A 19,043-nucleotide genomic window follows, 5' to 3' on the forward strand; every position below is an offset into this window, starting at 1 on the left:
CTAGGAACCGCCGGGGACGGGCGGGCGCGATTCCGCTTCCGGCGTCAGGCCGCCAGGCGCAGGTAGTCCCGCCACGCCTCGGCGGGCCGCTCCAGCTCGCGGATCCGCCACTGGGCCCCGCGCGGGCGCACCGGCTCCACCCGCAGCCGCCAGCCCAGGGCCTCGAGTGAGCGGTCCGCCTTGGCCCCGTTGCAGCGCAGGCAGCAGGCCACGAGGTTCTCCCACGTGTTCTCGCCGCCCCGCGAGCGCGGCCGCACGTGGTCCACGGTGGTGGCGTGGGCGCCGCAGTAGGCGCAGCGGTGTCCGTCCCGGCGCAGCACGCCCTTGCGAGAGACCGGGGTCGCGTCCGTGTGGGGCACCCGGATGTACTGGTGCAGCAGGATCACGAGGGGTCGGCCCCACGCGCGGGTGGGGCTGCGCATCGGGTCCCCGGCGTCCTCGAGCACGCTTGCCTTGCCGGTGGCCACGAGCAGCAGCGCTCGGCGGTCGGAGACGACCGAGAGGGGTTCGTAGCCGGCGTTGAGGACGAGTGTGCGCATCGGGGGCCTCGAGAGCGTGGGGACACAGGGGGCGTCGTGTCCCCACGCTAGACGCGGGTGCATCGGCGCGCCGCGTGTCGTCTGCGGTGGCGGAAGAGGTTCACCGGCCCGTCACCGGGCCATCACGCGCCCGTCACGCACGACGGCGGCGCGCCGCGTCTCAGCCGTCGAGGCGCTCGACCCACACGTGTGCGGCCGTGGCCGCGGCCAGCTCGAGGGCCCCGCCGTCCGCGGCCGCGCCGTCCTCCGCCTCGCCCTCGACCCGGATGTACCCGGCGTCGCGGGCGGCCTCGGCCCGCACCACGCGGCCGGGGGTCACGCCGGCGCCGGCCAGCTGGGCCAGCAGGTCGGGGTCGGTCTGCACACCCTCGGCCAGCCCGCGGACGCGGAACCGGCCGGCGGTGGCGGCCTCCTCGGAGAGCCGGGTGCCCGCCAGGCCCATGTCGCGGCTCCAGTCCTCGGCGGAGGCCTGCTCGGGCCGGGGCGGGATCGGGGTGCCGTAGGGGGTCTCGGTGGGGTTCTCCAGCAGCGTGAGCAGGCGACGCTCCACCTGGTCGCTCATCACGTGCTCCCAGCGGCAGGCCTCCTCGTGGACGAGCTCCCACTCGAGGCCGATCACGTCCGCGAGCAGGCGCTCGGCCAGGCGGTGCTTGCGCAGCACGGACACGGCCCGTTCACGGCCCGCCACGGTCAGCTCCAGCCGGCGGTCCATGCCCACGTGCACCAGCCCGTCCCGCTCCATGCGGGCCACGGTCTGGGAGACGGTGGGGCCGGAGTGCTCCAGTCGCTCGACGATGCGGGCGCGCAGCGGGGGGATGCCCTCCTCCTCGAGCTCGAGGATCGTGCGCAGGTACATCTCGGTGGTGTCGATCAGATCCGTCATGGCGCGTCCTCTTCCCTCGGGCTCTTCGTCCCGGACATCCTAGCGAGGCGTGAGTCACGTGGAGGGCCGGTGGTCCCGGGCGCGGGAGAATGGGCACGACCCGCGACCCCGAAGCGTCAGGAGCACGCATGACCTCCCCCGCCGAGATCACCATCCCCCAGGACCTGCTGCCGGCCGACGGCCGCTTCGGCGCCGGCCCGTCCAAGGTCCGCCCCGAGCAGCTGAGCGCGCTCCAGGACGCGGCCGGGCTGCTCGGCACCTCGCACCGCCAGAAGCCGGTCAAGGACCTCGTGGCGCGCGTCCGGTCCGGCGTCGCCGAGCTGTTCTCGGCGCCGGAGGGCTACGAGGTGATCCTCGGCGTCGGCGGCTCCACCGCGTTCTGGGACGCGGCCGCCTTCAGCCTGGTCCGCGAGCGCGCCCAGCATCTGAGCTTCGGCGAGTTCGGCTCGAAGTTCGCCAAGGCCACCGACCAGGCGCCGTTCCTGGCCCCGTCGGACATCCGCACCTCCGAGCCGGGCACCCGCCCCGAGCCGGAGGCCGTGGCCGGGGTCGACGTGTACGCGTGGCCGCACAACGAGACCTCCACCGGTGTCATGGCGCCCGTCGTCCGCCCCGCGGGCATCGACGAGGACGCCCTGGTCGTGGTCGACGCCACCTCGGCCGCGGGTGGCCTGCCGGTGGACGTGTCCGAGGCGGACGTGTACTACTTCGCGCCGCAGAAGAACTTCGCGTCCGACGGCGGCCTGTGGCTCGCGCTGTTCTCCCCGCGGGCCCTGGCGCGGGTCGCGGAGATCAAGGAGTCCGGTCGCTGGATCCCGGCGTTCCTGGACCTCGCCACGGCCGTGGACAACTCCCTCAAGGACCAGACCTACAACACGCCCGCGCTGGCCACGCTCGTCATGCTGGACGCGCAGCTGCGCTGGATGAACGGCCAGGGCGGGCTGGACGCGATGACCGCCCGCACCGCCGACTCCTCCTCGCGCGTGTACGCGTGGGCCGAGGCGTCGTCCTTCGCCACGCCCTATGTGGCCCGGCCGGAGGACCGCTCCGCCGTGATCTGCACCGTCGACTTCTCCGACGACGTCGACGCGGCGGCGGTCGCCCAGGTCCTGCGCGCCAACGGCGTGGTGGACGTGGAGCCCTACCGCAAGCTCGGCCGGAACCAGCTGCGGATCGCGACCTTCGCCGCGACCGAGCCCGAGGACGTCGCGGCGCTGCTGCGCTGCATCGACCACGTGGTCGAGCGCCTGGGCTGAGCCGGGTCAGCCGCGGGCCGCGGCCTCGGGCGTCCCGTCCCCCTCGGCGTCGGGCGCCGGGGCGCCGGGCACGCGGCCCTCGGCCACGGCCTTCAGCCGCTCGCGCTCCTCCTCGTTCACGCGCTCGGCGTACGGCACCCACGGGGGTGCCACGAGCGAGCCCTCCCCCGCCATGAGGCCGGTCTCGCACACGGTGACCTGCTTGGCACGCGGGGCTCGGGCGATCGTCACGTACCAGAGCCAGCCCGCGTAGCCGGGCAGGCGGCACGCGAAGCGGTGGGTCAGGAGGCGGTCGTCGTCCACGAGCACGTCCACGTGCTCCCCCACCTCGTCCGGGGCGGCCAGCCCGGCCAGCCCGGCGCGGGCGGTGTCCACGTCGGCGGCGAGCAGCTCGTCGCGGCGCGGGGCCCGGCGGCGCGCGGGCGGCACGGCCGTCCGCTCCTCGGCGGGCTCGGCGTCGGGGCTCCGGTGGTCGACGCGCGGGGCGTCGTCGTGGGTGGTCATGGCTCAGGCCTCCAGGTCGTCGGCGACACGGCGCAGCACCTGCGCCATCTTCTGCGCCTGGGCGCGCTGGGGGTAGCGTCCGCGGCGCAGGCCGTTGGAGGCCTGGTCCAGCCACGTGATGAGGTCCTCCATGAGGACGGCCATCTCGGTGGCGCCGGGCCGGTGGTTGCGGACCACCGAGGGCGCGGCGTCGAGCACGCGCAGCGAGAGCGCCTGCTTGCCGCGGCGACCCTCGGCCACGCCGAACTCCACGCGGGTGCCTCCGCGCAGCTCGGTCACCCCGGCCGGCAGGGCCGAGGCGGGCACGTGGACCTCCTCGCCCTCGTCCGTCTGGGCGAACCCGAAGCCCTTGGTCGAGTCGTAGAACTTGATGCGTCCGGTGGGCATGTGCGTCACCTGCTCCTCGTCATGTGGGTCCTCCGCGTCGGGCCGGCGCCGCGGGGGCGGCCGTGCTCTCGTCTCGGGTCGGCGGGGTCCGGCACCGGCGTGGCGGTGCGCCGCGGCATCGGTGGGACCAGCCTGGCCGTGCGCCCGGAGGGGACGGCGGAGGACGTGGTCGTCAATGACCTCCCAGGATAGCCCGACTAGAGTGGCAGGCATGCCTCGGACCTCCACCCTCCCCGCCCCCGCGCCCGCCGACCACCGGGGCGGTCGTGGCGTCGTCCTGGTGCTGGGCGTGGCCGTGACGGCGGTGTCGGCCCTGGCCCTGGTGGCCCTGCTGGTCGCGTACTTCCTGGCCTGGCCGGCGTCCCCGGCGCTGTTCGCGCTCGCGCTGTTCGGCCTGCCCGTCGGCTTCGGCCTGATGCTGCTGCACGTGGTGCTGGGCGCCGTCCGGCGCTCGCGCCCCTGAGTCGCCGGGCCGACCACGCCCCGCGACATCCAGCGCCCTTTCAGGGTGTTCCCAGGTCGGAGCGGTTGACTGGGCGCCATGCAGCCTCAGAACCCCGAAGCACGCCTCCTGGTGGTGGACGACGAGCCCAACATCCGCGAGCTGCTCTCCACATCCCTGCGCTACGCCGGCTTCGAGGTCACGGCCGCGGCCAACGGCCGGGAGGCCCTGGACGCCGCCGAGGAGTTCCAGCCGGACCTGGCCGTGCTGGACGTGATGCTCCCGGACATGGACGGCTTCACCGTGACCCGCCGCCTGCGCGCCGCCGGCCGCCACTTCCCCGTCGTGTTCCTCACCGCGCGGGACGGCACCGAGGACAAGATCACCGGCCTGACGGTCGGCGGCGACGACTACGTGACCAAGCCGTTCTCCCTCGACGAGGTGGTCGCCCGCATCCGCGCCGTGCTGCGCCGCACCGCCTCCCTCGACGACGACGCGGCGGTGCTGCGCGTGGACGACCTCGAGCTCGACGACGACGCGCACGAGGTCCGCCGCGGCGGCGAGGTCGTGGAGCTCTCCCCCACCGAGTTCAAGCTGCTGCGCTACCTCATGATGAACCCGAACCGGGTGCTCTCGAAGGCCCAGATCCTGGACCACGTGTGGGAGTACGACTTCAACGGGGACGCCTCGATCGTCGAGTCCTACATCTCCTACCTGCGCCGCAAGATCGACGTCGGCGGCCGCGAGAAGATGATCCACACCAAGCGCGGCGTCGGCTACATGCTCCGCACCGCGGACAAGCGCTGACGTGCGTGCGCGGCTCGACGCCGCGGCGGCCCGCGCCCGCCATCCGCGCGCCTGGCTGAGGGGTGCGTGGCAGGGGCAGTCCCTGCGCACCAAGCTGGTTGTGATGATCGCGGCGCTCATGCTGGGCCTGGTCGCCGTGACCGCCCTGGCGACCGCGGCGCTGTTCCGCCAGGAGGCGGTGCGCCAGCTGGACGAGGACATGGCCGCCAACCGGGACACCGTCTCGATGTACCTGGCCAACGTCGCCCAGACCGGCGAGTACTACATGCCGCAGCTGCCCATCCTGCGCTTCTACGGCGTCGTGTGGGACAACGAGGGCGCGCGGGTCGTCCAGACCCCGGTGATGCTGGACGCGGACGAGCCGGCCCTGCCGGACCTCACTCCGGCCGAGGCCCGCGAGCGCGGCTCCGCCTCCTTCGAGGTGCCCGGCACACAGGCGGACTCGAGCGGCTGGCGCGTGCAGCTGTACGGGCTCAGCAGCGGCGACGGCACCATGGCCGTGGCCCTGCCCCTGCAGAGCGTGACCTCCTCCGTCGAGCGCGTCACCTCGATCGTCGTGACCATCGGCCTGCTCGCGACGGCGGGCACCGTGATCGTGGCCAACCTGGCGGTCCAGCGCGCGTTCCGCACCCTGAACCGCGTGGAGCGCACCGCCGCCAAGATCGCCGCCGGCGACCTGAGCCAGCGCGTGGAGAGCGCGGCACCCGACACCGAGGTGGGCCGGCTCTCCCGCTCCCTCAATGCGATGCTCGCGCACATCGAGTCCGCGTTCCGGGACAAGGAGATCTCCGAGGACAAGATGCGCCGCTTCGTGCAGGACGCCTCCCACGAGCTGCGCACCCCCCTGGTCACCATCCGCGGGTTCTCCGAGCTGTACCGGCACGGCGGGCTGCGCGAGGAGGAGGACGTCGCGGCCGCCATGGAGCGCATCGAGTCCGAGGCCACCCGCATGACCCGCCTCGTGGAGGACCTGCTCACCCTGGCTCGCCTCGACGAGCAGCGCCCCCTCGAGCACGCCCCGGTGGACCTGCTCATCCTCGCGATGGACTCCCTGATGGACGCCTCCGTGAACGCCCCGGACCGCAAGGTCACCCTCGTGGGCCCCGACGACGACCGGGCGGCCCCGGCGCCCATCCTCGGCGACGAGAACCGGATGCGCCAGGTGGTGGTGAACCTCGTGGCCAACGCCCTGCGCTACACCCCCGCCGGCACCCCCATCGAGATCGCGGTCGGCACCGTCGACCACCTCGGCGGCCAGGCCGGGGCGGACGGCGCGGGCCGCAGCTCCGTGATCGAGATCCGTGACCACGGGCCGGGCGTGTCCGAGGAGGACCGCGCCCGCATCTTCGAGCGGTTCTACCGCGCGGACACCTCCCGGCACCGCGAGACGGGCGGCACGGGGCTCGGCCTGGCCATCGTCGCGGCGATCGTGGCCCAGCACGGCGGCTCCGTCCGGCTGCTGGAGACCGAGGGCGGCGGCGCCACCTTCTCCGTCCACCTGCCGTGGGCACCGTTCGAGGACGAGACGGACGAGGCGGACGAGGACGTCGAGGACGAGCGCCTGCCCGCACGGGACATCGACGACGACGCGGCCGGTCCGCCCACCGGCCCCCTCGCTCTGACCGCGCCGTCGGGCGCCGGCGCCAGCGCCGCGGACGCCGCCAGGAGCAGCCGCCTGCTGCGCGCGGCGGAGCGGTTCCGTCGCGCCTCGGCCGAGCGCCGCCGTCGGGCGTCTGCTCCTGCACAGGCGCCTCAGGCCGACGCCCCGTCCCCAGGCGAGGACGACCCGGCGGCGGAGCGGGACGCCCGTCCCTAGCGTGGTGCCCGGCGGCACCCGCCGCCCATCAGCACTCATCAGAGGGGACAGTCACATGAGCATCGTGCAGATCGACGTCGAGGACCTGCGGGCCAAGAGCGGGGCGGTGGAGAGCTCCATCGGCCGCCTCCAGGCGGAGGTGAGCACCATGGAGGCCAACCTGCGCCAGCTGCAGGACACCTGGCGCGGCCAGGCGGCCGCGAACTTCCAGGGCGTGCTCACCGAGTGGCGCGCCACCCAGCAGCGCGTGGAGGAGTCCCTGGCAGGCATCCGCCGCGCGATGGACGCCGCCGCCACCCAGTACCAGGACGCGGAGACCGCCAACGCCGCGATGTTCCGGTTCTGAGCGCCCGGAACGGGCCGGGGTGCGGCCGGCCTGCCGCGCCCCGGTCCGTGCTTCCTAGAGTGGAGGCATGACCGTCCTGATCGACCCGCCCGCGTGGCCCGCCCACGGCACCGTGTTCTCCCACCTCGTCTCCGACACCTCCCTCGAGGAGCTCCACGCGTTCGCACGGGCGGCGGGGCTCTCGGAGCGGGCCTTCGACCGGGACCACTACGACGTGCCCGCGCACCGACGTGCCGAGCTCGTGGCCCGCGGGGCGGTGCCCGTCACCGGACGGGAGCTGGTGCGTCGGCTCGCCGCCTCGGGGCTGCGCGTGCCCGCCCGGAGCCGCGCCGAGAAGCGGGACGTCGTCCTCGCCCGGCGCTGGGCGCGGCTGTTCGAGGGCACGGCGGCGAGCCCGGATGCGGTGACGACGGCGGGACGCGATCTGCTGGCCCGCTGGGCGGAGCCGCATCGGCACTACCACGACCCGGCCCACCTGCTCGCCGTGCTCGAGTCCGTGGACATGCTCGAGCGGGCGGGGGCGGAGACCGGGCCGGATCCGCGTGCGGTCCGCCTGGCCGCGTGGTTCCACGACGCCGTCTACGCCGGGGACCCCACCGCGCCCGCCGGCCAGGACGAGGCGGACTCGGCCGCCCTGGCCCGGGACGTGCTCACCGATCCGCGGCTGGCCGTGCCGGCCGACGTCGTCGACGAGGTGGCACGCCTCGTGCTGCTCACCGCCGCCCACGACCCCGCCCCGCACGACGCGGCCGGGGCGGTGCTCTCGGACGCGGACCTCGAGGTCCTCGGCCGCTCCCCCGAGGCCTACGCCCGCTACGTGGCCGCGGTGCGGCGGGACTACGCGCACGTGTCCGACGCGGACTGGGCCCGCGGTCGCGGCGCGGTGCTGGACGCCCTGCTGGACGCCGGGCGGCTGTATCGGACCGCGCCCGGCCGAGCACGTTGGGAGGCCGCCGCCCGCCGCAACCTGGCGGCGGAACGAGCCGCGCTGTCGGCCTGAGCGGGGCGCCCCGGTACCGGCCCGGGACGCGGCGAGGCCCGCCTCCCCGGACGGGGAGACGGGCCTCGCGGGCTGGGCGCCCGAACGGGTCGGGCCGGCTCAGCGGCTGATCACATCATGCCGCCCATGCCGCCCATCGGGTCCATGCCCTCGGCGCCGGCGGCGGCCTTCTCGGGCTTGTCCGCGACGACGGCCTCGGTGGTCAGGAACAGGCCCGCGATGGACGCGGCGTTCTGCAGGGCCGAGCGGGTCACCTTCACCGGATCGTTGATGCCGGCGGCCAGCAGGTCCTCGTACTCGCCGGTGGCGGCGTTCAGGCCGTGGCCGTCGTCGAGGGTCTTGACCCTGTCCGCCACGACGCCGGGCTCCAGGCCGGCGTTGAAGGCGATCTGCTTCAGCGGGGCCTCGATGGCGACCTTCACGATGTTCGCGCCGGTGGCCTCGTCGCCCTCGAGCTGCAGGCCGCCGAACGCCTTGGCGCCGGCCTGGATCAGGGCCACGCCGCCGCCGGCGACGATGCCCTCCTCCACCGCGGCCTTGGCGTTGCGCACGGCGTCCTCGATGCGGTGCTTGCGCTCCTTGAGCTCCACCTCGGTGGCCGCGCCGGCCTTGATGACGGCCACGCCGCCGGCCAGCTTGGCGAGGCGCTCCTGCAGCTTCTCGCGATCGTAGTCCGAGTCGGTGTTCTCGATCTCGGAGCGGATCTGGGCCACGCGGCCGGCGATCTGCTCGGCGTCGCCGGCACCCTCCACGATGGTGGTCTCGTCCTTGGTGATGACCACCTTGCGGGCGGTGCCCAGCAGGTCGAGGGTCGCGTTCTCCAGGGACAGGCCCACCTCGGAGGAGATGACCTGGCCGCCGGTGAGGATGGCGATGTCGGCGAGCATGGCCTTGCGGCGGTCACCGAAGCCCGGGGCCTTCACGGCCACGGACTTGAAGGTGCCGCGGATCTTGTTGACCACGAGGGTGGCCAGGGCCTCGCCCTCGACGTCCTCGGCGATGATCAGCAGCGGCTTGCCCGACTGCATGACCTTCTCGAGGATCGCCACCATGTCCTTCACGGAGGAGATCTTCGAGTTGACGATGAGGATGTAGGGATCCTCGAGGACGGCCTCCTGGCGGTCCGCGTCGGTCACGAAGTAGCCGGAGATGTAGCCCTTGTCGAAGCGCATGCCCTCGGTGAGCTCGAGCTCGAGGCCGAAGGTGTTGGACTCTTCGACGGTGATGACGCCCTCCTTGCCGACCTTGTCCAGGGCCTCGGCGATGAGGGAGCCGATCTGCTTGTCCGCGGCGGAGATCGAGGCGGTGGCCGCGATCTGGTCCTTGGTCTCGATCTCGCGGGAGGCGGAGAGCAGCTCGGAGGTGACGGCCTCCACGGCCTTCTCGATGCCGCGCTTCAGGGACAGCGGGTCGGCGCCCGCGGCCACGTTGCGCAGGCCCTCGCGGACCAGCGCCTGGGCCAGCACGGTGGCGGTGGTGGTGCCGTCGCCGGCGACGTCGTCGGTCTTCTTGGCGACCTCCTTGACGAGCTCCGCGCCGATCTTCTCGTACGGGTCCTCGAGCTCGATCTCCTTGGCGATGGAGACGCCGTCGTTGGTGATGGTGGGGGCGCCCCACTTCTTCTCCAGCACCACGTTGCGGCCGCGGGGGCCGAGGGTCACCTTCACGGCGTCGGCCAGGGTGTTCAGACCCTTCTCCAGGCCGCGGCGGGCCTCTTCGTCGAATGCGATGGTCTTGGCCATGTGCAGGTCCTTTCTGGACGTCGGCTTCCTACTGCTGGTGGCTGACCCGCGCCGATGCCCGCGACGGACGGCCCCTGGGGGCCTCACCGGTGGACAGGTCCTCCTCCACGGCGCCGGGCCGACCGGGGTACGGCTGGCAGTCGCGCCTTCGGAGTGCTAACCCCATTATGAGCACTCGCACCGGGAGAGTGCAAAAGGTCTGCGGTGCGGGAGGCCGCCCTTCCGCCGACGGCGGACGGCCCCCGGCAGCGCGCCTCGGGAGGCGCCCCGCCGGGGGCCGTGAGCGGTGCGCGGCCGGCACGGCCGCGCGACGGGCGGATCAGCCGGTGACGACCACCGCGACGCCGTTCACCTGCAGGTTCGGGGTCTGCATGACCGGGAAGCCGAGCTCCTTGCCGACCGCCTCGGCGGCGGCCTTGTTGGCCGAGCCGTTGTACAGGACGGTGGAGGACTGGATGCCGTAGCCGCTCCAGTTCTTCGCCTCCACCGAGGTGTAGCCGGCACTCGTGAGCCGCTGCGCGTAGGAGGCGGCGAGTCCCTGGGTGCGGGTCGCGTTGTACACGGTGACGTGGGTGCCGCGCACGGCCGCGGACTGCGCGGCCGCACGGGAGCTCGACGCAGCCGAGGACTGTGCGGCTGCACGAGAGCTCGACGCGGCCGCCGACTGTGCGGCCGCACGGGAGCTCGACGCGGCCGCGGCCTGCGAGCGCGAGGCCTCCGCCGCGGCGGCGGAACGGGACGCCTCGGCGGCCGAACGGGACGCGGCGGCGCGCGAGGACTCCGCCGCCTGGGCGGCCGCCGACCGAGACGCCTCGGCGGACTGCGCGGCGGCTTCGGAACGCGAGGCCTCCGACGCCTGTGCCTCGGCGGCGGCACGGGACGACTCGGCGGCCTCGGCGGCGGCCGCCTCCTGCGCCGCCCGCGAGGACTCGGCCGCGGCCGCGGAGCGGGACGCCTCCGCCGCGTCCTCGGACGGGGTGGCGGACTCGGACGCGGATGCAGTCGACGCCGGCGCGGAGGACGCCGAGGAGGACACGGACGAGGCCGACGTCGACGGCGCGGCAGCCGGGGCCGTCGTCGAGCTCTCGGCGGCGACGGGCGCGGAGCGGTCGCCGGTGAGCCACGGCAGGACGACGCCCACGAACAGGCCGGCGAGCAGGACGAGGCCGGCCACCCAGAGCAGCGGGCTCAGGCGGCGACCCCCGCCCGTGGCGGTCGCGCCGGCGGCGGCGAAGGACTCGCGGTGCGCGCCGCGCTGGTCCGTGTACTCGGGGACCTCGTCGAAGCGGTCGGGCTGGTAGGCCATGGGTCAGTTCTCCTGGCGGGAAGCGGGCGTGGACGGCGCCGGATCCGCGGGTCCCCTCCGGGCCCGGCTGCGGGTGCCGCGCCTGCGCAGCAGCCGCGTGACCAGCAGGGGTCGGTAGGCCAGGGCGGCCTCACGGTCCAGCAATCCGTTCAACACCTGATAATAGGCGGTCGGAGACAGCCCCAGACGCTCGCGGACGGCGTGGTCCTTGGCCCCGCCGTACCGCCAGGTGGCGGCCTCCAGGTCCAGGACCGCACGCTCCAGGTCCGTCAGCTCGTCCCGCCGCGCCCGCGCGCGGGCACCCTCGTCCGGGGCCGGATCGGGCGAGACGGGCGTGGGGTGGGACATGGCGGCCACTGTACCCACCCGGTCTACCCTCGGGGCATGGAATTCATCGCGCCCCTGGATCCGGGCTGGGAGGCGGCCCTCGCCCCGCAGGCCGCCGCGTTCGAGCAGGTCGGCGAGCGGCTGCGGGCCCGCCGGGCAGCCGGAGAGCAGGTGCTGCCCGCACCGGAGCACATCCTGCGGGCGTTCCGCCAGCCGTTCGCGGACGTCCGCGTCCTCGTGCTGGGCCAGGACCCCTACCCGACGCCGGGCCATCCGATCGGCCTGAGCTTCGCGGTGGACCGCCACGTGAGGCCGCTGCCCCGCTCCCTAGCCAACATCCACCGGGAGCTGCACGACGACCTCGGCATCACCCCGCCCGCCCACGGCGACCTCTCCGCGTGGACGGACCAGGGCGTGCTGCTGCTGAACCGCGCCCTCAGCGTGCGGGCCGGCGCACCCGGCAGCCACCGCGGCCTCGGCTGGGAGCAGATCACGGAGGCCGCGGTGCGGGCCCTCTGCGCGCGCGGCACCCCCCTCGTGGGGCTGCTGTGGGGAGCCGACGCGCGGCGCATGGCGCCGCTGCTGACGGCGGCCGGGGCCGGCGTCGTGGAGTCCCCGCATCCCTCGCCCCTGAGCGCCCACCGCGGGTTCTTCGGCTCCCGGCCGTTCAGCCGGGTGAACCGGCTCCTCGAGGCGGCCGGCGCGGATCCGGTGGACTGGCGCCTGCCCGACTGAGCCGGGCCGCCGGTCAGCCGCGCTGATGCATCACGAGCTCGGTGGGCAGCAGCGTGCCCATCCGGTCGGTGATCGGCTTGGCCAGGGTGTTGCCGAAGGCGACGCCGGCCGCGATCGCCACGACGATGACCGCGGCGTTGAAGAGTCCCTCGACGCCCAGCAGCGTGGCCCCGGTCTCCACGGTGAACCCGTAGACGGACCGGAACATGGTGAGTCCGGGAAGCAGGAACAGCATGGACGGCAGGACGATCACGAGCGCCGGGGCCGCGAGCCGCTGGGCCACCAGGCGGCCGAGGAACCCGACCGCCGCCGCGGCGACCGCGGGCACCAGCCGGTCGCTGACCCCGATCTGCTGCGCTGCCAGGTACGCGCCGAAGCCGGCCCCGGACACGAGACCGCAGGCCAGGATCTGGGGCCACCGCGACTGCTCCACCACCGCGTCCGCCATGCCCGCGGCCACCACGAGGCCCAGCAGCAGCAGCGGCGGATAGCTCAGCGTCCCCGCCTCGGCCAGGTCCAGCTGTTCGAATCCCACGAGATCCCCGATGCCCACGGCGATCATGATCCCGGCCATCACGCCGGCGAACACGAGCAGCGCGGAGAGGAAGCGGCCCGCCGCGGTCACCGGGAAGCCGTGGATGGCGTCCTGCACCGCGGTGACGAACCTCGCCGTGGGCAGGAGCATCATGATGCCGCCGGCGATCACCAGCGCCGGGTTGACCGGCAGGTCGAGGGCGTAGGCCATCAGCGCGATCACCGTGGCCGTGATCGCCCCGAACATGGTGGAGAAGATCTCCGGGAAGCGCGCCTTGTCCGCCTGGACCTTGAGCCAGAAGACCAGCCAGGTGGAGACCATGCCCAGGGCCGCGCCTGTCCAGGTCCCCCCGATGAACGGCACGAAGCAGGCCACGAACACGCCGGAGAAGAGGACCTCGAAGACGGCGGGGAACGGCTTGGGCTGATGCCGGATCTCCACGAGCCGGCGCTGGGCCTCGGCCCGGTCCACCTCGCCCGCGGCGATCTCCTCGACCAGCCGGTGGACGGCCACGAGCCCCTCGAAGTTCACCGAGGACGAGCGGACCACCCGCTGGAGGGTGAACGGTGCCTCGCCGCGTGAGGAGTCGGGCGCGTAGTTCAGGGAGATGGACTGGTTGGTCAGGTCCACCTCGGTCTCGAGGATCCCGTAGGCCTGTGTGGCCACGATGATCGAGGTCTCCACGTCCAGCGAGGCCGCGCCGAAGCTGAACATGGTCTCGCCCAGCTTGAGGGCGAAGTCCAGGGTGGTGCGGGCCTCGAGGGCCTGCGCCTCCGCGCGGCGCTGCTGCAGCGTGGAGCGCATGCGGCGCCCGTACGGCGAGGAGTGCAGGCGGTCGGCCAGCACGAGCGCCTGCGTCGGCAGGTTCTCGACGAAGACCTCGCGGGAGCGCCGGCCGCGCCGACGCCCGCGCTTCTCGGGCGGGCCCACGGGGACCACCGGGTCCGGGACGGTGATGTCTGGCGCGGGGATCACGTCCGGGGCGGGCAGGGCCCCGTCGGCCTCCGCGGGGGCCAGGACGGAGGTGGGCACCTGCTCGGACAGCGGCGGCTCGGTCAGGGGCGCGTCCGCGGTCGGCTCCGGCAGCGTCTCCGCCTCCGGCTCGGCCGATTCCTCTGGCTCCGGCTCCGGCGCCGGGGCCGGATCGGCGGCGGCGGGGCGGACCACGGGCGGCAGCGGTTCGGTGGGCTCGACGGCGACCGCGGCCGGGTGGGCCGATTCCGCCGGGTCGAGGTCGAGCAGGCCGGGGTCCTCCGGGTCGAGGTCGCCGGCAGCGGCGGCGTCCTCGGCACCGGCCGGGCGCAGCACGGGGATGAGCGTGGGGACGGCCGGGGGCTCCGCGATGCGGGGGTCGAACCGCGCCGGCTCCTGGGTGCCCTCCTGCTCCATGCGGCTCACCCTCTCCTTCCGTATGCGGGCGCTGGACGCGCCACGGCGGTGGGCCGAGCCCCGCCGCGCGTCCATCCAACCACGCCGACGCCTCCTCCGCCGGGGCCGACGGCGCCGCGGCCCGGGAACGCGAAAGGGCCCTCCCGGAGGAGGGCCCTGCTGTGGTGGATCTTACTGGACTCGAACCAGCGACCTCTCGCGTGTGAAGCGAACGCTCTAACCAACTGAGCTAAAGATCCGGGCGTCGCCCCATGGGGGTGACAACTCGAAGAACGATACCTCAGGCGGCGCCGCCTGTCCACCCGGACGATGGCCGCCCCGCGCGCGGCGGAGCGGCCATCGAGAGCCGAAGGGCGGTCAGCGCGCGGTCACGGCGACCTCGTCGATGCGGAACGTCGTGGCCGCGGAGGAGTCCTCCGTGCCGCGGAAGCGCAGCGTCACGGTCGTGCCCGCGAAGCGGGACAGGTCCACGGTGCGCGTGGCGTAGCCACCCTTGTCCAGATTGGAGTGCGAGGCGACGGTGTATGTGCCGGTGGCGCCGGTCACGACCTGGACGTCCAGGAGATCGTAGGAGCGGGAGGCGGTGGTCTCCGCGGTGTCCACCTGCAGCGCATAGGTCAGCGTGGCGCCGGAGGCCGGCACGGTGACCTTCTGCTCGACCGTCGCGGTGTTGCGGCGGCCCACGCCGTTCAGCTGGGCGAAGGCCTGACCCGAGGCGGCCTTGGCCGCGTCGGTGCGCACGAAGCCGGTCGGGGTGCCGGTCCAGCCGGTGCTGCCGGACTCGAAGCCGCCGTTGACGATCAGCGAGGCCACCGGAGCCGGCCCGGGCTCCGTCTGGGCGCCGCCGAGGGAGGAGACCGCCGCGGAGGCGTCCGCCAGGCCGGCGCCGCAGCCCGCGGAGCAGGTCACCGGCATGGAGCGGGCCGTGGACCTGAGGGTGGACTCGACCTGGGCCGGGGTGAGGCTGGGCTGCGCGGCCAGCAGCAGGGCGGCCAGGCCCGCGACGTGCGGGGTGGCCATCGAGGTGCCGTTGTAGGCGGCGTGGCCGGCCGTCGTCGGGGTGGTGGCGCCGTTGTTCACGGTCGAGATGATGTTCGCACCCGGGGCGGTCACGTCCACGGCGGAGCCGTAGTTCGAGAACGAGGCGCGGGCGCCCTGCGAGGTGGAGGCGGCCACCACGATGGTGTTCTGGCAGTTGGCCGGGCGCACATTGGCGGCGGGCTGGTTCTCGTTGCCCGCGGCCACGACGACGGGCACGCCGCGGGAGACTGCCGCGTTGATCGCGTTCTGGTAGGTGGTGCCGCACATGCCGGAGCCACCGAGGGACATGTTGATGACGTCCGCCGGGTTCGGGTTGGCCGGCACGCCCGCCACCGTGCCGCCGGCAGCCCACACGACCGCGTCGGCGATGTCGGACAGCGAGCCGCCGCACTTGCCGAGCACGCGGATCGGCTGGATCTTTGCGTTCGGCGCCACACCGACGACGCCCTGGGAGTCGGCCACGGCCGCGACGGTGCCCGCCACGTGGGTGCCGTGCCACGAGGAGTCGGAGGCGCCGGCGGTGCCGCACTCGCCGGCGGCGTACCAGTCGCCCTCGTCACGCGGATTGGAGTCGCGGCCACCGCCGTCACGTGCCGCCGCGCTGTCGGAGATGAAGTCGTAGCCGGGCACGACGTTGCGGTCGAGATCCGGGTGGGAGGTGATGCCGGTGTCGATGACGGCCACGGTCGCACCGGAGCCCGTCGTGCGATCCCACGCCCCGGGGACCCGCATGCCGTGGGTGCCGGTGAAGCCCCACTGCTGCGAGTAGAGGGCGTCCACGGGGCTCAGGCCGGTGGCGGTGAGGATCGCGTCCGGCTCCACGGCCTCGACCGCCCCGGAGGCCTTCAGGTCGGCCATGAACTTCGCGGACTCGGCCTGATCCAGCTTGCGGTCCGCCGTGATCACGCGGGAGCCGAGCGCGGTCTCACGCAGCTCCTTCACGGAGACGCCGGCCTCCTTCGCGGCCTTGCCCCAGGCGTTCGCGCGGCCCTTCGCGTGGGCGTTGGCGGCGGTCTCCTTGTAGGTGACGATGAAGGAGTCGTAGCCGTCGGCGTTCGGGTCCTCGACCTGCGCCGCCGCCAGGGGCGAGGCGACGGTCGGGCTGGCTGCCGGTGCGGCGGGGGCGGCGCCGGAGGGGGCCGCGAGCGCGGGGGACGAGGTCAGCGTCCCGCCGGCGAGGACGGCGCCGGCCACGAGGGCGCCGATGCGGCGGCGGGTGCTGCGGGGTGTGGAGGACTGCACGGGATCTCCTCGGAGTTCGGGGCCACCGGATGCGGATGCCCGAGGGACTCGGGCCGGGGTGACTGAGATCACGGTAAGGTCACGATTCCGTCACGGCGAGGCCGCGGGCCGAAGTCTGGCGGATAGTCGAGGCATCTCTGGCGGTTCCGCCAGCCGGACCTGGCGGATGGCCTCGGACCGGCACAGCGGAACCCCAGCGTCAGCCCACGCCGGACACGACGACGGCGCCGCGCCCTCCCGGCGGAGGTGCGCGGCGCCGTCGGGCCCGCGGTGGGGTGGAGCCCCCTGCCGGATTCGAACCGGCGACCTGCTGTTTACAAGGCAGCTGCTCTGGCCAGCTGAGCTAAGGAGGCCTGCGGCCGGCACCTGGGGGTGCCGCGGCCAGCCCTTCCAGCGTACAAGGCCCGGGCGGACGACGCGGGGCGCCCCCGTGTGGGGACGCCCCGCGGGCCTCGGCGCCGGGTCAGCCGGCGATCTTGGCGCCCGCCCAGTCGGTGAAGGTCTTGTCCTCGCCGTCGAGGGCCCAGTTCTTGCCGTCCACGAACACGGTCGGGGTGCCGGCCACGCCGGCGACGCGCGCCTGGCGGGTGGTGTGCTCGACCGCGGAGCGGAACGTGCCGTCCTCGACGCAGGAGGAGATGTCCACGCCGTGCTCCTGCGCGAGCTGGATGAGCGCCGCGTTGTCCAGGCCCTTGCCCTGGTGCTCGTCGTAGGCGGCGAACAGGGCGGTCACGAAGCCGTTGTAGGCCTCGGGCTTCTGGTCCGCCACGCAGTACGCGGCGTTGGCGGCGCGGGCCGAGTAGTTCTGGTTGTTCGGGGCGCTCAGGAAGTCCACCATCCGGTAGTCGACCGTGACCTCGCCCTGCTCGAGCCACTGCTCGATCTGCTCCGCGTTGGAGGACTCGAAGTCGGCGCAGTGCACGCAGTTGAAGTCCGCATAGAGCACGATCCGCGTCGGCTCACCGTCACCGCGGGCCTCCGTGTTCGGCAGGGTCTCGGGCTGGGAGCTCTCGGCCTGCTTCGGCACCTCGATCTTCGAGGGGTCGACCTCACGCTCTCCCGCGCCCTCCGCCAGGCCCGTGGCCGAGGTCAACTCGATGCCGCCCTGCTCGTTCGCCGCGGCCGGGATGGGGCCGGCGGCCGCGGCGTCGTCGCCGTTGCGGGTGAGCGCGAACGCGACGACGAGGCCGATCACGAGCACCGCCGCGAGGACCGAGCCCCAGATGACGCCGGTGCGGCGGCGGCGGTCCTTCCTGCGCTGCTCTTCCTGGATCTGGCGGGCACGCGCACGGGCGTCCGTCGCCGAGGTGTGCGAGCCTGACGTGTTCCGGGCCAAGGGTCCTCCTCGTGGGGCAGTCGGTCCGGGTCGAGCACCGGAGCCGGCGGGCAGCGGGCGCGCCGCGCCAGGCGAGCATAGCGGCCCTGTCTGGAAGGATCGTGACCATGGACACCGTCGAGACCCCCTCCCCCGTCGATCGACTGACCATCACGGGCGCCCCGTCGGGGGACGCGACCGAGGACCCGGCGACGTCTCTGCTCGCCCTGCCCTGGGCGCTCCCCCTCGAGACGTGGCCGCGGGAGGTGCTGGCGGCCCTGCCGCGGGGCATCTCCCGTCACGTGGTGCGCTTCGCCCGGATGGGCGGGGGCATCGTGGCGGTGAAGGAGACCACGGAGGAGCTCGCGTTCCACGAGTACCGGCTGCTGCGCCGGCTCGAGCGGAGCCCGGCGCCGTCGGTGGTGCCGGTGGCCGTGGTCACCGGACGCACGGAGGACGACGGCACGCCCCTGCCCGCCGCCCTCGTGACCCGGCACCTGCGCTTCTCCCTGCCGTACCGCGCCGTGTTCTCGGAGCGCCTCGAGCGCCGCACCCTCGTGCGCCTCATGGACGCGCTGGCGACGCTGCTCGTGGAACTGCACCTCGAGGGGTTCTTCTGGGGTGACGTCTCCCTGTCCAACGTCCTGTTCCGGCGGGACGCGGGCGGGTTCGCCGCCCATCTGGTGGACGCCGAGACCGGCGAGCTCCGGGAGCGGCTGTCCAACGGCCAGCGCGAGCACGACCTGGACGTGGCCGCCGTGAACGTGGGCGGTGAGCTGCTGGACCTGCAGGCCAGCGGGCTGCTGGACCCGGAGGTGGACCCCGTCACCACGCCGGACCTGCTCGTGGCCTCCTACCGCCGGCTGTGGGACGAGCTGACCGGGCCTCTGCTGTTCCCCCGCGCCGAGCCGTGGCGCCTGGACCGCCGCGTCCGCCGCCTGCAGGAGCTCGGCTTCGAGCTGGCCGAGTACTCACTGCGCGCCGCCGACGCCCCCGGGATGATGATCGCCCGGCCCGTCGAGATCCACGCGGGCTACCACCGCCGTCGACTGACCCGCCTCACGGGACTCGAGGTCCAGGAGAACCAGGCCCGCCGGCTGCTCGTGGACATCGAGGCCGCCCGCCGGGAGTGGGACCCGTACATGGACATCGAGGGCGCGGCGCACCGCTGGGTGGTGGAGGTGTTCGACCCCGTGGTCCGCTCGGTGCCCCTCGAGCTGCGTGCCAAGCTCGAGCCCGCCGAGGTGATGCACCAGCTCCTCGAGCACCGCTGGTACCTCTCCGAGGCCCGCGGCCAGGCCGTGCCCCTGCAGGAGGTGGTGGACTCCTACGTGGACACGGTGCTGCGGGCCCGCCGCGACGAGGACGCGGTGGCGCTGCACCCCACGACCACCATGCTGCGCGCCGTCCCGCCCGCGGACGAGGACTGAC

At 74.0% G+C, this 19,043-nt stretch carries 18 protein-coding genes and 2 tRNA genes; 8 read left to right on the forward strand and 12 right to left on the reverse strand.

Annotated features, from left to right (window positions below; translation table 11 throughout):
- Window positions 1-44 precede the first annotated feature (44 nt).
- Both AC0VX4_RS09120 and AC0VX4_RS09125 read right to left on the reverse strand, forming a co-directional pair.
- Window positions 45-539, reverse strand: a complete 495-nt coding sequence (locus tag AC0VX4_RS09120) for an HNH endonuclease (RefSeq protein ID WP_002855584.1) — start codon at window positions 537-539, stop codon at window positions 45-47.
- Between the two features lie 160 nt (window positions 540-699).
- On the reverse strand, window positions 700-1,422 hold the full coding sequence (locus AC0VX4_RS09125; protein WP_002855582.1) for a metal-dependent transcriptional regulator: 723 nt from the start codon (window positions 1,420-1,422) through the stop codon (window positions 700-702).
- Window positions 1,423-1,550: 128 nt separating this feature from the next.
- Here AC0VX4_RS09125 and serC point away from each other — a divergent pair, with 128 nt between their 5' ends.
- Window positions 1,551-2,678 (forward strand): phosphoserine transaminase, encoded by a 1,128-nt coding sequence (gene serC / locus AC0VX4_RS09130; protein ID WP_049159886.1) that lies wholly within the window; start codon window positions 1,551-1,553, stop codon window positions 2,676-2,678.
- Window positions 2,679-2,684: 6 nt separating this feature from the next.
- Here serC and AC0VX4_RS09135 read toward each other — a convergent pair whose 3' ends face one another.
- Together AC0VX4_RS09135 and AC0VX4_RS09140 are read right to left on the reverse strand one after the other, a co-directional pair.
- Entirely contained in the window at window positions 2,685-3,182 is a 498-nt protein-coding gene (locus tag AC0VX4_RS09135; RefSeq protein WP_049159883.1) for a DUF3027 domain-containing protein, read from the reverse strand.
- A 3-nt stretch (window positions 3,183-3,185) separates the two neighbouring features.
- The gene (locus tag AC0VX4_RS09140; RefSeq protein ID WP_010079414.1) at window positions 3,186-3,569 is read right to left on the reverse strand and encodes a cold-shock protein; all 384 of its coding nucleotides are present in this window, start codon (window positions 3,567-3,569) and stop codon (window positions 3,186-3,188) included.
- A 211-nt stretch (window positions 3,570-3,780) separates the two neighbouring features.
- On the opposite strand from AC0VX4_RS09140, the gene AC0VX4_RS09145 reads away from it, so the two are divergent.
- The 5 genes from AC0VX4_RS09145 (at window position 3,781) to AC0VX4_RS09165 (ending at window position 7,980) form a co-directional block, all read left to right on the forward strand.
- Entirely contained in the window at window positions 3,781-4,032 is a 252-nt protein-coding gene (locus tag AC0VX4_RS09145) for a hypothetical protein (RefSeq protein WP_002855567.1), read from the forward strand.
- Between the two features lie 78 nt (window positions 4,033-4,110).
- The gene (locus AC0VX4_RS09150) at window positions 4,111-4,818 is read left to right on the forward strand and encodes a response regulator transcription factor (protein ID WP_002855565.1); all 708 of its coding nucleotides are present in this window, start codon (window positions 4,111-4,113) and stop codon (window positions 4,816-4,818) included.
- Window position 4,819: 1 nt separating this feature from the next.
- The gene (locus tag AC0VX4_RS09155; RefSeq protein ID WP_002855563.1) at window positions 4,820-6,634 is read left to right on the forward strand and encodes a sensor histidine kinase; all 1,815 of its coding nucleotides are present in this window, start codon (window positions 4,820-4,822) and stop codon (window positions 6,632-6,634) included.
- A gap of 55 nt (window positions 6,635-6,689) precedes the next feature.
- A complete protein-coding gene (locus AC0VX4_RS09160; protein WP_002855561.1) occupies window positions 6,690-6,980 on the forward strand; it encodes a WXG100 family type VII secretion target in 291 nt (96 codons plus the stop codon).
- A 67-nt stretch (window positions 6,981-7,047) separates the two neighbouring features.
- Complete coding sequence (locus tag AC0VX4_RS09165; RefSeq protein WP_136940711.1) at window positions 7,048-7,980, forward strand: DUF4031 domain-containing protein; 933 nt, start codon at window positions 7,048-7,050, stop codon at window positions 7,978-7,980.
- A 110-nt stretch (window positions 7,981-8,090) separates the two neighbouring features.
- Here AC0VX4_RS09165 and groL read toward each other — a convergent pair whose 3' ends face one another.
- The 3 genes from groL to AC0VX4_RS09180 form a co-directional block, all read right to left on the reverse strand.
- Window positions 8,091-9,722 carry a chaperonin GroEL gene (groL, locus tag AC0VX4_RS09170; protein ID WP_002857446.1) on the reverse strand — a complete coding sequence of 544 codons (1,632 nt, stop codon included), beginning with the start codon at window positions 9,720-9,722 and terminating at the stop codon, window positions 8,091-8,093.
- Between the two features lie 319 nt (window positions 9,723-10,041).
- Window positions 10,042-11,028 (reverse strand): LytR C-terminal domain-containing protein, encoded by a 987-nt coding sequence (locus AC0VX4_RS09175; RefSeq protein WP_002857445.1) that lies wholly within the window; start codon window positions 11,026-11,028, stop codon window positions 10,042-10,044.
- Window positions 11,029-11,031: 3 nt separating this feature from the next.
- Window positions 11,032-11,376 carry a DUF3263 domain-containing protein gene (locus tag AC0VX4_RS09180; RefSeq protein ID WP_227449136.1) on the reverse strand — a complete coding sequence of 115 codons (345 nt, stop codon included), beginning with the start codon at window positions 11,374-11,376 and terminating at the stop codon, window positions 11,032-11,034.
- Window positions 11,377-11,412: 36 nt separating this feature from the next.
- Here AC0VX4_RS09180 and AC0VX4_RS09185 point away from each other — a divergent pair, with 36 nt between their 5' ends.
- Window positions 11,413-12,090, forward strand: coding sequence for a uracil-DNA glycosylase (locus tag AC0VX4_RS09185; RefSeq protein ID WP_036335083.1), 678 nt, complete (start codon window positions 11,413-11,415; stop codon window positions 12,088-12,090).
- 13 nt (window positions 12,091-12,103) lie between these two features.
- Here AC0VX4_RS09185 and AC0VX4_RS09190 read toward each other — a convergent pair whose 3' ends face one another.
- The 5 genes from AC0VX4_RS09190 to AC0VX4_RS09210 all read right to left on the reverse strand — a co-directional run bounded on the left by AC0VX4_RS09190 (window position 12,104) and on the right by AC0VX4_RS09210 (window position 17,633).
- Window positions 12,104-14,014, reverse strand: a complete 1,911-nt coding sequence (locus tag AC0VX4_RS09190; protein ID WP_036335082.1) for a threonine/serine exporter family protein — start codon at window positions 14,012-14,014, stop codon at window positions 12,104-12,106.
- A 162-nt stretch (window positions 14,015-14,176) separates the two neighbouring features.
- A tRNA-Val gene (locus tag AC0VX4_RS09195) sits at window positions 14,177-14,253 on the reverse strand.
- Between the two features lie 118 nt (window positions 14,254-14,371).
- On the reverse strand, window positions 14,372-16,297 hold the full coding sequence (locus tag AC0VX4_RS09200) for a S8 family peptidase (protein ID WP_002857439.1): 1,926 nt from the start codon (window positions 16,295-16,297) through the stop codon (window positions 14,372-14,374).
- A 276-nt stretch (window positions 16,298-16,573) separates the two neighbouring features.
- Window positions 16,574-16,650: transfer RNA gene (locus AC0VX4_RS09205), tRNA-Thr, on the reverse strand.
- Between the two features lie 110 nt (window positions 16,651-16,760).
- Window positions 16,761-17,633 (reverse strand): DsbA family protein, encoded by an 873-nt coding sequence (locus AC0VX4_RS09210; RefSeq protein WP_002855115.1) that lies wholly within the window; start codon window positions 17,631-17,633, stop codon window positions 16,761-16,763.
- A gap of 107 nt (window positions 17,634-17,740) precedes the next feature.
- Here AC0VX4_RS09210 and AC0VX4_RS09215 point away from each other — a divergent pair, with 107 nt between their 5' ends.
- The gene (locus tag AC0VX4_RS09215; RefSeq protein ID WP_002855113.1) at window positions 17,741-19,042 is read left to right on the forward strand and encodes a DUF4032 domain-containing protein; all 1,302 of its coding nucleotides are present in this window, start codon (window positions 17,741-17,743) and stop codon (window positions 19,040-19,042) included.
- Window position 19,043: the final 1 nt, after the last annotated feature.

It is taken from the genome of Micrococcus sp. 63XJN7_8_ISO-PGPR-S23-253, assembly GCF_056173425.1.